Below are 13,063 nucleotides of genomic sequence, written 5' to 3' on the forward strand. Positions count from 1 at the left end.
CAGCTTATCCCACTGATTATGTAGATAATACAGCGCCTTACCCAGTGCGCTTTTCGGCGGCACCTGTGGCAATGATTTTTCCAGCCATTTTCGCAGATTCGCTAGTATCTTCTGGCTTTGCTGCTGGCGGACCTCCAATTTCTTGTCCGGTGGCTGATCAGTGATCTGCTTTTCGATCCGGTACAGCTTCTGGATATAAGATAGCCCCATTTGGGCCTTCCCGGCTTTTTGGGGTTTCCCCTGAGCCTTGATTGCTTCATCGAACTTACGGCGGGCGTGAGCCCAGCAGCCCTGGTTGATGACGCCTTCCTGACGCCCGATCGCCGCATACCCTTCATAGCCATCGGTTTGGATATACCCCTTATAACCGGCTAGCAAGCGTTCCGGTACGCTACCACTGCGGCTGGGGTCGTAGTCAAAGAGTGTCACCCGATGACGGCTAGCGCCTCCGGCCACCTGAACCCACATGTATGATTTGCTTTGTGCTGCTTTACCGGGTTCTTTCAGCACCTGTACCGTGGTCTCATCACAATAGATCACCAGTGATCCCAGCAGTTTATGGGGTTTGAAGTCCAACGGAACGAAAACGTACGCTAAGGGTTCCACGGAATCCTAAAGTGCGATTTACTGCAGGCCTAGATTCATACGGTCTGAATGTCTCTTCTTGAAGATAAGCGGACACCCGCTTGGAGGCAATTTGGATCGCTTGCCGGAAAAAGTTAGCCTATCAATATGAGTCAAATTCAAAATAGCCAAACTTGTGAGGTCAATCGGTGGTTGGTGGCTATTCTCTCGTACGCCCGTTTTTGACTTTTTCGTAAAGAAATGAATGGCCCGATCTTTTTAGTCGAGGCATCAGAGCATGGGCTCCCTACGGCGTCAATCAGATAGCAACTGATACTTCGCTGGAGCCTCGAGCGATTCTGTCCCTGTCGGACTATTATTTCGGTATATTCCTAGCCATTGTTCCCAGCGACGGTCGCGCATGCATGACCGATGCGGGTGATGTTTCCCACTTCTTGGAGCTGTACGGAAATGAACTCTCGTATACTATTAATTTTATTGCTTATTCTATCCGGTAGCCTTTGCGCCGAAGAAGTTCAAGTCTATACCCACAGCACCGAAGGAGCGATATACAGGGACGGCGATGGGAAGGTAAAGGGGAAGCGAGGAGGAGGTCGACGAGCATTTTTAATCGAACTAGTCAGGAGTATCATGGATTCAGTTGGTCATCGCCAGAATATCAAAGAAGTCCCTTTGGCAAGAGGCATAAAATTACTAGATAACCAGCGATTGACTGCGCTATTTAACCTATCTAAAACAGAGGCTCGTAAATCTAAGTACAAATGGGTTGGTCCAATTCAGGAGGATACTGTCTACTTCTTTGAAAATAGAAAGTTTCCTGCAGGCATTGAGACAATTTCCGATGCAAGGGCTGTAAAAGCCATCTGCGTGAGAAGAGGAAATTCGCAGATTGATAATATGATAGAAAATGGATTTTCAAACCTAGTTTATTCTAATTCCTATAGTGGCTGTTGGGGAATGTTGTCGAGTGGGCGTGTGAACTTAATGACACTAGGATCTAATCTGGTCCCATCCATAAGTATCGACCATAACGGCTCTCATAGCGTACAAAATACAGGTGTGGTACTGCAGAAATCCGTTGGTTATATTGCCTTCTCAAAAGACACCTCTGACCGACTAATTCAACAATGGCAAGAAGCACTTGACGGAATGAAAACATCAGGCCGCTATCGAGAACTGGTACAGGAATATTTTTGCCCAAGAAGTTGCTGAGGTTGCTAGTGAAATACTAGGCTTGCTGTAACCCGTATCCTAAAGATATTGGGTTCAGCAAGTTAGCCCCGAGTACAGTCGTTATTGGAAATGATCGATTCATGATCGTAACCCAATATCTGCGGTACTTTTCAGTCGAAATCAGTCAGCTCTACACCCTGACCATAGAACCACTCACTCGGCTCTATTTATAGGACTATGTAGCCAAATTTCGGCTAATCCCCCCCTTGCCCTACTTCAGCGACACTCAAACCAGTACTGAGTAATTTACTTCATGACTACGGTCTATAGTGCTGTACCGCTATACGGATCAAATCCCTACAATTCTAGCTATTACAGTATGTAAGAAGCAGAACCACGACGAAGTTTGAGCACCTAGCAAAACATCATCCCACAATCACAAGTAGAATCTCCAAAAATGTAAAATGTTGACATTTTACATTTTGGGTAATAAGGTATCGATATGAAAAATGATCTAGACAGTAAAATTGACGTGCTACGGGAGAACTCTCTCACCTCTCTGGCAAAAGTGAAGCTTGAGCACCTGATCTTCAATGGCATGGTGCTCTCTGGCCAGAAGGTCAAAGAGTCGGTTATTGCATCACAGCTTGGCTTTAGCCGCGGACCAGTACGCGAAGCTTGCCAAGCAATGGTTTCAGAGGGGGTCTTCGTTTCGATAAATCAACGTGGCGTCTTTGTGCGCGACTTTACTGAAGAAGAAATTAAACAGCTTTATCAGATCCGGAAGCATCTTGGACTTTTGATCGGAAGTCTGGCTACTCAAAATGCTTCCCCAGATGACGTCTCCTTGCTGGCTGACATCCGCGACAAGATGCGTGATGCAGCAGCCGCTGAGGATAGAGGCAATTTTTTTGATCTTTCGCAGAGCTTTAATACCGCACTACTAAACCTCACCAGAAACGACGAGTTGAAACATATTTACACCCGTCTTACTAAGAACATTCGCATATATCGAATTAAATATCTGAGCTTTCTCGAAGACGTAGAGATTAAAGAGCATTGGCAATCAAAATCCTTTAATGCCTCGGTTGAGAGTAGAGGTCGAGTCATTTATGGGATCCAGCAGAATAATTCAGATCTTGTCGGCGAGTTGCTTAAGCGTCATGCGCTTGAATCTGAGGAGCGAACTAACGAGTTAGTAGCCTTATTCAAAGAGAAGAAAAATCAGGAGAAGGTAACAACATGAGTGTGACTATTTTTGGGTGCGGAGATATTGGCCCAATATTTGAACCAGTAGAGCATTTGAGCTCGCTCGTCGCCGAGGACCTTGCTGCTGCTGATATTCGGTTTTCACAGTGCGAGCGGGTCTATTCCAACCGCGGTTCTCTGCATCCGTCATCAAACGCAGGCCATAGCCGATGCCAGCCACAATTGGCCTCTGTCTTTTCAGATTGTGGCTTTGATGTTGTATCGCTTGCAGGCAATCACGTCATGGATTGGGGTGGTGAGGCCTTGGAAGATACCATCGAAACATTTCGTGCCATGGGTATAAAAACCATCGGCGCTGGGCGGACAATCGAAGAGGCGCGGGAACCCGCATTTTTTAATGTCAAAGGGATGCGAATTGCTTTTCTCGGCTATGGCAGCATCTTAAGAGAAGGGTTTGAAGCAACTGAAAGTCGTCCGGGAGCAGCGCCGTTACGGGTTGAAACATGGTATGAGACCTTCGACTACCAAGCTGGCGTCCCGCCCATCGTCCATACTGAGGTGCTGCAAAGCGATCTTGACGCAATGGCTGACGACATTAAAGCAGCAAAAGCACAGGCTGACATTGTAATAGTATCGATGCATTGGGGGGTTCATTATATTCCAAAGATGATCGCTGAGTACCAACCACTGGCTGCTCAAGTAGCATTTGCATCTGGGGCTGATGCTATTCTGGGTCATCATGCCCACGCACCAAAGGCTGTAGAGATGTTTGGAAACAAACCCTGCTTCTATAGTCTCAGTAACTTTATGATGTCTGCTTTCCCAAAAACCGGCAATAAGGCTCGGGATTTCGAAACCAATTACGGCGTTAAGCTGGATCCCAACTACCCAAACCTTCCCTATGGAAGTGATGCCAAACGTAGCCTAGTAGCAAAACTGGTTGTTGCAAAAGGTGAAGCGATACGAACTGCATTCCTACCGATCGAGATTAACCAGGATTTGTGCCCTCAGTTTATCCCTAGTAGCGATCCCCGTTTTCAAGACGCAGTCCAGTTTATGGAGTGGGTATCGGAGGGACGAGGGACGGAATTCCAAAAAGAAGGCGATGAGGTTTGGGTCGTTCCTAGCAACTAGCATGAAGAGAGTTTTCTTACGAGCGTAATCCATATAAAAGCGATAACAAGTTGGGAGAATAATGATGTTTAATCGAAAGTCATTCTTGAGAAGTTCCGTGGCCGCAGTTCTGCTTGGCCTAGCTGCCGCGCCAGCAATGGCATTAGACTTTGCGGGTAAGAAGATCACCATCATGGTCCCCTTTAAAGAAGGTGGTGGTTCGGATGGCTATGCGCGTACTTTACAGCCGTTCCTGTCAAAGCACCTGCCCGGAAATCCTAGGATCATTGTCAAAAATGTTCCCGGTGGTGGATCGATTAAAGGAGCAAATAAGTTCCAGATGACCGAAGGTGATGGCTTGACGGCGATGGTCGCTTCAACGTCAACGTTCACTAGTTCGATTTTTGGCGGCGACAAGGCCCGCTATGACATGACTAGCTGGGAGCCGGTTGTACTCTCCCCGCAAGGGTCGATCCTTTTCACCACAAGTAAGGCTGGAATCGGCGGAATGAGCCCCGCCGGAGCAGTGGAGAAGCTACGTGCCGCTTCACATAAGTTTGGAATAAAGTCTCCAACAGGATCTGAGCTACGAGCCGTCGCAGCTTTCAACCTACTGGGGATTGAAAATATTGAGCCGGTTTTTGGCTTAGGCGCCGGTGCCCGTCGGCAAGCCATGATTCGAGGTGAGCTGGATCTTGGTGTCGAGCCGTTTTCCGCTTTCAAGAGGAAGGTCGCACCCTATACTGAATCAGGAGAGCTCACCGCCTTCGCTACCCTTGGTTTCTTTGACGATTTTGATAACGTTATTCGAGACCCAGGGCTGCCCAATATGAAGACCGTCTATGAAATCTACCGCGAACTGAACGGCCGCGCTCCTGAAGGTCAGCTTTGGGAAGCGTACCGTCGGCTAGTCTACATGGGAGTGATGACGTCAAAATCCCTCTTCCTTCCGCAGGGAACCTCCCCGGAGATTGTCAAAGTCTGGTCGGATGCCGTGAAAAAAACACTCTCGGATCCTAAGTTCATTGAAGCAAGCGGTGGGGACTTTAGCGTCTACCCGCAGTTATTTGGGAATTCAGCCAAACGATCCGTTTTGAACGCCTTGACCATGAGCGATACACAACGCGAGTGGTTTTTCTCATGGATCGAGAAGACGATGAAAGTTCCTCTCTAACGCCACCCTTTTCCAGGCCTCGTTTCTGGGGTCTGGAAACTTCCAAAACACCTCGTATAGCAATCAAAGGCACCAACTATGCTTGTCGATATATTAAATGCGGCTCAGCAGGCATTCTCGTTTTTTCATCTTAGTTATCTTTTTTTGGGGGTCGTCCTTGGCCTCATGGTCGGTATTATTCCGGGATTAGGCGGTTCGGCGGGCCTTGCTTTGACCCTCCCGTTCGTTGCGGGCATTGATCCAAGTGCCGCCATCGGGATGATGATAGGTCTGCAAGCAGTTACAGCTACATCTGACACCTTTCCCTCTGTCTTGGTAGGGGTCCCCGGCACCGCGTCATCGCAGGCAACGGTAGTCGACGGGTTTGCCATGTCAAAGAAAGGTCGTGCCGCCGAAGCCCTGAGTGCCGCCTTCACAGCATCACTGATTGGAGGGCTGTTCGGGGCCATTGTTCTCACAGTCACCATTGGTTTTGCAGAACCCGTTATTCTTGCATTCGGCTTGGCCGAGCAAATGATGCTGGTGCTGCTGGCTGTCGCCTTGATCGGATCTCTGACGGGATCTAATGTTTTCAAAGGGCTGGCTGCGGCAGCGATGGGAATGTTGATCGGCACAATCGGTTCTTCACCTACGACAGCAATTCCCCGGTTTTCTCTGGATACGATCTATCTGATCGAACCAATCAAGGTCGTTCTGATTGGTCTTGGGCTATTTGCTGTTCCCGAGATACTGAGCGTATTACGTAAGCAGGAGCGAATTAGCGAGGGTGCACTTGCCGGAAAGGGGTGGGTTCAAGGGCTAAAGGCTGCATTCGCGAATTTCTGGCTCATCATTCGTTGCTCCAGTATTGGTTCCATACTCGGAGCGCTTCCAGGACTTGGCGGGAGCGTTATTGATTGGGTGGCCTATGCGCATGCCAAGCAATCGGTGAAAAATCCTGAAACATTGGGAACTGGGGATGTCCGTGGGGTTATTGCACCGGAGGCAGCCAACAACGCCAAAGAAGGTGGCGCTTTGATGCCAACGCTACTGTTTGGTATCCCTGGGTCAGCAAGTATGGCCTTGCTGCTTGGCGGGTTTATCCTTGTGGGTATTGAGCCTGGCATTGATATGATCCGTAATGAAGCAGATACGGTCTATCTTCTTGTGTGGTCCGTCGCTTTAGCTAACATCTTTGGGGCTGCCATGTGCTTCGGTTTAGCACCTATGATCGCACGGTTGACTGCAGTCCGCTTTGCACTGCTAGCCCCCATTCTCTTGATCATTATATGTTTTGCAGCGTTCCAGGCGACCAAAGATATTGGTGATTTGGTTATTGTTGCGGTTTTTGGTGTCCTGGGCGCTTTCATGAAACGATACGGCTGGTCACGCCCGGCGCTGCTTATCGGATTTGTTCTTGCCTCCAAGCTGGAAGCGTCCGTTTATCAGACCATAACTGTCTACGGATCGTCTGTTTTCACAAAGCCCATTGTTCTTGTGCTGGCAGCAATCATCGCATTTATCCTTATTAAAACGCTTACCAAAAGTTCCACCAAGTCTAAAAATTCCGAAAAGCCGGTAAGCACCCTGCTATGGCTCAGATCTTCCGGGCAGTTGGTATTTCTGGCTTCTTTTGCCCTCTTTGCTATCTGGACACTGTACAGCGGTCAGCAATTTGATCAGCTAACTGGATTTTTCCCTGTTATCGCATCTTCTGCGGTCCTGATTCTACTAATCGCGATGGTAGCGTCACACTTCTTTATACCAGGCAACAGTTTTTGGAACGACGATGAAACCGGAAGTGGGCTTATGTCGTTTTCCACATCTAACATCGTGTTCCTCTTGTTTGTGGCTTGTGTAGCACTGCTCGGGTTATTGGCCTCCGTGATTATCACTGTTCCGATCTTTTTGGTACTGGTGGCCCGCACCAAACTATCAGTTGCTGGGTTGATTAGCGGAGCTCTGTTGCTTTTTCTTGTTCTGCTGCGATTAACGATTGATGTCGAGTTCCCAGAAGGCATGGTTTGGGCACTAGTTTCGTAATCGAAGATGAATGGAGGGGGGGGCTGTAGAAGTCTCTCTCCCACATCTTGCTGTTGTACTCGATGCCCCTGTTAAGGGCCATCGATTGAATATGGTACTGAACAATTAGGAATATCCTCATGATCAACCCAAGATCTTTAATGATGCCATTGTCCACTAGTGGTCATGTACGGGAGCGAATTAAGGGTGCCCTAGCGATAACGGCGTTCTTCGATGGCCATTTGGAAGTACTGCGTGCTCAAGTCAGCCCCCGGGAGTTTATTCCAGAAGATGTTGTTGGCGTGCCGCAACCGCTGATAAAAGAACTGGAGATGGCGGTGGATAAGCTTTCCGAGAGCGAATCCGATGAGCTACAGGCGATATTCGGCAGACTCTGCAACGAACAAGGGGTAAGCATTAGCAGTTCTTCTTTGGAAAACCATCCCACTGCTCACTGGCAGGAGATTAACGGTCTGCGTAGTGAGCTGGTGGCCGAACGTGGAAAAGTTGCCGACTTAATTATTATCCCTCAGTCGAAGAGTGGAAAACCTACAGCCACCTTCGAAGCTGCCATTCTTCGCAGTGGAAAGCCGGTGATTCTAGTGCCGCGTACCATGACCAACTTCGCCCCCAATCGGATTATGATCGCTTGGAACGGCAGCACTGAAGGTGGACGGGCTGTAACGCAGGCTCTGCCGCTACTGGCCCAGGCGGATGAGGTGGTGATCGCTACGTCCACAAACTCAGTCCACCGCAAACCAGGCGCTGATTTACTGATCGAATATCTAGCTCGCCACGATATTGTAGCGATCAGCCAAACCTTCAACAGTAAACGTCGCGCGGCGGGCGAGGCCTTGTTGAATCTCGCTGAGAAACGGGGCTCGGATCTGCTAGTGATGGGGGCCTTTACCCACCGTCGAGTACACGAACAAATTTTCGGCGGTGTAACCCTCCATATGATCGCCCACGCCAAGCTACCGATCCTGATGATGCATTAGGATAAACCGTGGTAGTGCTGGCAACTGCCAGCGCGCACATTTTTGCCACTAGATTAGACCATCTAATGCCAAATTCTGTCAGTTCCTCAAAAATGGACGAAGAGCCACTACGGGTATTTCGATGACACAAATACTGATTGCAGGGCGACATCCGCCGTATCGCTGGAGCGTAGTCAAGCTGTTACATCGATGCGACTCGTCGATGGAGTTACTGGAAGCTGGCAGTCTAGATCAGTTTTCTATGGCTCAGCTGAGTATGGCCGAAGGCTTGATTCTCTGCGGTATGGAGTACTCGTTAGCAAATCTCAGCGAAAAACTGTTGCTGTCTGGCTGTGGTGTTACAACCTTCCGAGTACTGTTTTCCGAGCGATTAGGAGAAAACCATAGACACAGCCTGGCCGATGGATCGGTAGACCTGATCCTGCCCATGGCGGTGGGCTGGGTGCAGGCGCGGAACTATCTGAAACGACTGATGGTCGACGGGGAGCCCTTGGTGGGAATTCAGGCATTGCAGGACCCTGAACTGGCGAGCAGATTTTTGCCGGATGTCGAAGACCTCACCCATCGGGAACAGCGGGTGCTCAAGCACCTCTACGAAGGTTTGAGCAACGAGGCGATTGCTGAACAGATGGCCATCGCCACCAACACAGTAAAGGTTCACCTTGCTAATATTTGCCGAAAGACCGGCGCTAGCAATCGTACTCAGGCACTCTGCCTGTACGATCACGCTCAGGTCGCCTAAGACTAACGCGGCAATCGTAGGCCGCCAAGCATTCCATGAAAATGCTTCATAAGTATACACAGTAGTGCCAGTACCATAGACTGCAAAGTGGTGAAACCTGCCTGATTTTTTGAGGGCTCAGCCGAAGAGTGGGTAACAGTCAGATCGGGGCTGAATTACTACAACTTAAGTAATTTATACACCGTCGACCTACCGATGCCCATTTGCTTTGCTATGTCGGTTGCCCCAACCCCTTCCTCGTGAAGCTCTTTTACTCGTATTCGATCAATGGTGCGCTTGCGACCAAATTTAACCCCCTTGGCCTTGGCTTCCAGGCGGCCTTCGTTGGTGCGCTCCAATATCCGCTGGCGTTCAGCCTGGGCCACGGCTGACAGGATAGTGACCACCATCTTGCCCATTGTCCCCTCGGTGCTTATCCCGTCGTCCAAGAACCGGATGGCTACGCCCTTGTCATCGAATTCCTTGATGAGCTGGATCATGTCCGCTGTGTCACGGCCAAGTCGGTCGAGCTTTTTCACCAGAATGACATCGCCTTCCTCCACCTTGTACCGGAGCATCTGGAGACCTTCGCGGTTAACATGGCTTCCGGATATCTTGTCGGTAAAAATACGGTTGGCTCTGACGCCTTCGGCCTTGAGGGCATTCATCTGCACATCAAGGGACTGCTGACTGGTGGATACACGGGCATATCCAAAGAGTCTCATGGCAAAAACGGTCTCCTAAATCGATTTGCAGACTGACCGTCTACTAATTCATCTTTTTGCGACTTAATAGACAGTTTATGAGGGTCACTTTATGATGTCCACAAACTTATAAATTATTAGACACTGAAATTGTTCGCGTTTTGAACAGGTCCGGTTGGGAGAATTCATGCCCGTTGATTTTTTAACCTCGGAACAGAAGGCCAGCTATGGACAATTTCCGGGGGAACCAAATGACTTGCAATTGGCGCGCTACTTCCATCTGGATGAAACCGACCTCGCCTTCATCAACAACCGGCGTGGTGATCAAAACCGTTTCGGCGTCGCCTTGCAGCTTGGCTGTGTCCGATTCCTGGGGACCTTTCTGTCTGACCTGTCACGGGTACCGGTCAACGTCCAATTGTTTGTTGCCCGACAGCTTGATATCACCGATGTAGTAATACTGTCCACCTACGCGCAACGGGAAACAACTCGGCGGGAGCACAATGCCCTGATCCGTAGCCAGTACCGATATCGTGAATTCACATGGCCATGGTCTTTCCGATTGAATCGGTTGCTTTACACGCGCAGTTGGATCAGCAACGACCGGCCTAGTCTGCTCTTCGATCTGGCTACAGCATGGTTGATTCAGCACAAGATCCTTTTGCCCGGAGCCTCGACACTGACACGCTTGATTTCCGAAGTCCGTGAGAGAGCCACAAACCGCCTGTGGTTGCGATTGTCGGCACTGCCTACACCTGAGCAGGCCACTAGGTTGGAAGCACTGCTCCAGGTTCCGGATGGATCGCGAACTTCCAACTTTGACCGGTACCGGAAAGGACCGGTGACGATCAGCGGCCCCTCCTTCAATGATGCGGTTGTTCGTTATCTGGAGCTGAAGGCCTTCGGCATACAGGAACTGGACTTTACCGGTATCCCTCCTGTGCGCTTTAAAAACCTAGCTCGCCATGCTGGTATGATCTCCATGCACAAGATATCCCGAATGCCGAAGAACAAGCGCACCGCAATTCTAGTGGCATTCACCAGAGCCTACGAAACCATCGCGCTCGATGAGGCTTTGGATGTGCTGGATTTACTGATCACCTATATCGCTGCTGAAGCCAAAAAACTCGGCCAGAAAAAGCGACTACGCACACTCAAGGACTTAGATAGATCCGCGCTGGCCCTGGCTAAGGTGTGCGCCCTGATTTTGAACGAGAACATGCAGGGTGAACAGCTACGATCTGAGATTTTCGCCAAGATTCCCCGCAATAGGCTGGCCGAATCTATTGCCACGGTGCATGAACTGGCGCGACCCTACGACGACAATTTTCAGGATGAAATGGTAGAGCAGTATGGTCGGGTCAGACGCTTTCTGCCGAAGCTCCTCTGCGATATTGAGTTCAAAGCTGCTCCGGCAGGCAAGGCAACTCTGGAAGCACATAGATACTTGGCCAGCCTATTGAACTCGCGCAAGCAACTATTGGAGGAGGCTCCACTAGATATTGTTTCCAACACTTGGAAACGCTTGGTGTTTGACAAAGAGGGGCGAGTCACCAAACGAGGCTACACCCTTTGCTTTCTTGACCAGCTACAAGATAGCTTGCGCCGCCGCGATATATACGTCGAGAACAGTGATCGCTGGGGAGATCCGCGAGCCAAACTGCTCCAGGGCCATGAATGGCAGGCCAACCGGGTTCAGGTATGCCGGTCACTCGGGCATCCGATGAACCCCAAGGAAGCCATCAATGGTCTAGTGCGTCAACTGGATGCCACTTACAAGCAGGTGGCTGCCAACTTCGACGACAATAAGGCCGTTGAACTGGACCTGTCCGGCAAGCGACCTACACTGACCATTTCTCACTTTGACAAGCTGGATGATCCACCCAGCCTGACCATGCTCTCGCAACAGGTCGAAGCCCTGTTGCCCACGGTGGATCTCACAGAACTGCTGCTGGAGATCCATGCCCATACTTGCTTTGCTGACGAATTTACTCATGTCAGTGAGTCCAATGCTCGCGCCGAGGATTTGACCATCAGCATCTGTGCGGTGTTATTGGCGGAGGCCTGCAACATCGGCTTAGAGCCGCTGATTAAGCATCAAGTGCCCGCGTTAACCCGGCACCGTTTGAACTGGGTCAAGCAGAATTACCTGCGCGCCGAGACTCTGGTTAAGGCCAATGCCAAATTGGTGGACTACCAGTCCAATCTGTCCCTGGCCAAAAAGTGGGGCGGCGGTGAAGTCGCTTCTGCCGACGGAATGCGGTTTGTCACACCCATTCGCACCATCAATGCCGGACCAAACCGGAAATACTTTGGTTCCAGCCGTGGCATTACCTGGTACAACTTTCTCTCTGATCAATTCTCCGGCTTCCATGGCATTGTCGTTCCTGGAACACTGCGCGATTCCATCTTTGTGCTTGAGGGGCTACTGGAGCAGCAAACTGGCTTGAACCCAGTGGAAATTATGACCGATACCGCCGGGGCCAGCGATATGGTGTTCGGTCTGTTCTGGCTACTGGGATACCAATTTTCACCGCGCCTAGCTGACGCCGGTGAGTCTGTATTCTGGCGCGTGGATAAAACCGCCAACTATGGCGTATTGGACGACTTGGCGCGCAGTTGCGTAAATATTCAAAAGGCCGAACAGCACTGGGATGACATGATGCGCATAGCCGGCTCGCTCAAACTGGGTACCGTGCCGGCCTCCGAGCTGATCCGCTCGCTACTTAAAAGCGATCGTCCTTCCAGCCTGGCACAAGCCATCATCGAAGCGGGCAGGATTAACAAAACCCTGTACCTTCTGAACTACGTAGATGATGAAGACTACCGCCGCAGGATTTTGACCCAGCTCAACCGCGGCGAAGGCCGTCATGCCGTGGCGCGAGCTATCTGCCATGGGCAGCGGGGTGAAATCAGAAAACGGTACCGGGAGGGTCAAGAAGATCAGCTTGGCGCCTTAGGCTTGGTGACCAACGCACTGGTGTTGTGGAACACGATTTACATGCAGGCCTCATTGGATCACGTGAGGCAGCAGGGTGAAGATGTGAAAGAGGAAGATGAAGCCCGGTTATCGCCACTAGGCTATAAGCATGTGAATATGCTTGGCCACTACTCGTTCACATTGGCGGAGCAGGTAATGAATGGACAGCTCAGGCCGTTGAAACAACCATCGGAACTGGATGAATGGCCTTAACGTACGTTTTCGTTCCGTTGGACTTCAAACCCCTTTATCGCGTAACAGGTTGATCAGTGGTTGAACCAACTCGCCAATACGGATCATCCAGTGTGCCATTGTGGCTCGCGGTAACTCGATACCGGACCGCTGCAGCGTGGTCTCCAGTCGATACAGCGGTAGTCCATCCTGGTATTTGCAGGTTGCGATATG

At 50.3% G+C, this 13,063-nt stretch carries 11 protein-coding genes; 8 read left to right on the top strand and 3 right to left on the bottom strand.

Annotated elements, in window-relative coordinates:
* The coding region (gene tnpC / locus BGP75_RS22485) for an IS66 family transposase (RefSeq protein ID WP_143821157.1) at positions 1 to 606 on the bottom strand (606 nt) is incomplete at its 3' end.
* Positions 607 to 1,035: 429 nt separating this feature from the next.
* Here tnpC and BGP75_RS22490 point away from each other — a divergent pair.
* From BGP75_RS22490 to BGP75_RS22520, 7 genes are all read left to right on the top strand, one after another.
* The gene (locus BGP75_RS22490) at positions 1,036 to 1,797 is read left to right on the top strand and encodes an ABC transporter substrate-binding protein (protein ID WP_076721175.1); all 762 of its coding nucleotides are present in this window, start codon (positions 1,036 to 1,038) and stop codon (positions 1,795 to 1,797) included.
* Positions 1,798 to 2,260: 463 nt separating this feature from the next.
* Entirely contained in the window at positions 2,261 to 3,004 is a 744-nt protein-coding gene (locus tag BGP75_RS22495; protein ID WP_076721176.1) for a GntR family transcriptional regulator, read from the top strand.
* The gene (locus BGP75_RS22500; RefSeq protein WP_076721177.1) at positions 3,001 to 4,101 is read left to right on the top strand and encodes a CapA family protein; all 1,101 of its coding nucleotides are present in this window, start codon (positions 3,001 to 3,003) and stop codon (positions 4,099 to 4,101) included. Before BGP75_RS22495 ends, BGP75_RS22500 begins: the two co-directional genes overlap by 4 nt.
* A gap of 61 nt (positions 4,102 to 4,162) precedes the next feature.
* Entirely contained in the window at positions 4,163 to 5,254 is a 1,092-nt protein-coding gene (locus tag BGP75_RS22505) for a hypothetical protein (protein ID WP_076721178.1), read from the top strand.
* 78 nt (positions 5,255 to 5,332) lie between these two features.
* Entirely contained in the window at positions 5,333 to 7,276 is a 1,944-nt protein-coding gene (locus BGP75_RS22510; protein ID WP_076721179.1) for a tripartite tricarboxylate transporter permease, read from the top strand.
* 119 nt (positions 7,277 to 7,395) lie between these two features.
* Positions 7,396 to 8,253, top strand: a complete 858-nt coding sequence (locus tag BGP75_RS22515) for a universal stress protein (protein WP_076721180.1) — start codon at positions 7,396 to 7,398, stop codon at positions 8,251 to 8,253.
* Between the two features lie 121 nt (positions 8,254 to 8,374).
* Positions 8,375 to 8,995: a helix-turn-helix transcriptional regulator gene (locus BGP75_RS22520; RefSeq protein WP_083704989.1), complete on the top strand. Its 621-nt coding sequence runs from the start codon at positions 8,375 to 8,377 to the stop codon at positions 8,993 to 8,995.
* A gap of 158 nt (positions 8,996 to 9,153) precedes the next feature.
* On the opposite strand, the gene BGP75_RS22525 is transcribed toward BGP75_RS22520, so the two are convergent.
* On the bottom strand, positions 9,154 to 9,699 hold the full coding sequence (locus tag BGP75_RS22525) for a recombinase family protein (RefSeq protein WP_076721182.1): 546 nt from the start codon (positions 9,697 to 9,699) through the stop codon (positions 9,154 to 9,156).
* Positions 9,700 to 9,865: 166 nt separating this feature from the next.
* Here BGP75_RS22525 and BGP75_RS22530 point away from each other — a divergent pair, with 166 nt between their 5' ends.
* Entirely contained in the window at positions 9,866 to 12,871 is a 3,006-nt protein-coding gene (locus tag BGP75_RS22530) for a Tn3 family transposase (RefSeq protein WP_076721183.1), read from the top strand.
* Positions 12,872 to 12,895: 24 nt separating this feature from the next.
* Here BGP75_RS22530 and BGP75_RS22535 read toward each other — a convergent pair whose 3' ends face one another.
* Positions 12,896 to 13,060, bottom strand: coding sequence for an IS66 family transposase (locus tag BGP75_RS22535; RefSeq protein WP_255395957.1), 165 nt, complete (start codon positions 13,058 to 13,060; stop codon positions 12,896 to 12,898).
* Positions 13,061 to 13,063: the final 3 nt, after the last annotated feature.

The sequence above is a fragment of the Motiliproteus sp. MSK22-1 genome (genome assembly GCF_001968815.1).
Taxonomy (GTDB): domain Bacteria; phylum Pseudomonadota; class Gammaproteobacteria; order Pseudomonadales; family Balneatricaceae; genus Motiliproteus.

Excerpts from the sequence above, each read along its gene's own strand:
- BGP75_RS22490 (WP_076721175.1), top strand. The coding sequence starts at position 1,036 with ATGAACTCTCGTATACTATTAATTTTATTGCTTATTCTATCCGGTAGC.
- BGP75_RS22495 (WP_076721176.1), top strand. The coding sequence starts at position 2,261 with ATGAAAAATGATCTAGACAGTAAAATTGACGTGCTACGGGAGAACTCT.
- BGP75_RS22500 (WP_076721177.1), top strand. The coding sequence starts at position 3,001 with ATGAGTGTGACTATTTTTGGGTGCGGAGATATTGGCCCAATATTTGAA.
- BGP75_RS22505 (WP_076721178.1), top strand. The coding sequence starts at position 4,163 with ATGATGTTTAATCGAAAGTCATTCTTGAGAAGTTCCGTGGCCGCAGTT.
- BGP75_RS22510 (WP_076721179.1), top strand. The coding sequence starts at position 5,333 with ATGCTTGTCGATATATTAAATGCGGCTCAGCAGGCATTCTCGTTTTTT.
- BGP75_RS22515 (WP_076721180.1), top strand. The coding sequence starts at position 7,396 with ATGATCAACCCAAGATCTTTAATGATGCCATTGTCCACTAGTGGTCAT.
- BGP75_RS22520 (WP_083704989.1), top strand. The coding sequence starts at position 8,375 with ATGACACAAATACTGATTGCAGGGCGACATCCGCCGTATCGCTGGAGC.
- BGP75_RS22525 (WP_076721182.1), bottom strand. The coding sequence starts at position 9,699 with ATGAGACTCTTTGGATATGCCCGTGTATCCACCAGTCAGCAGTCCCTT.
- BGP75_RS22530 (WP_076721183.1), top strand. The coding sequence starts at position 9,866 with ATGCCCGTTGATTTTTTAACCTCGGAACAGAAGGCCAGCTATGGACAA.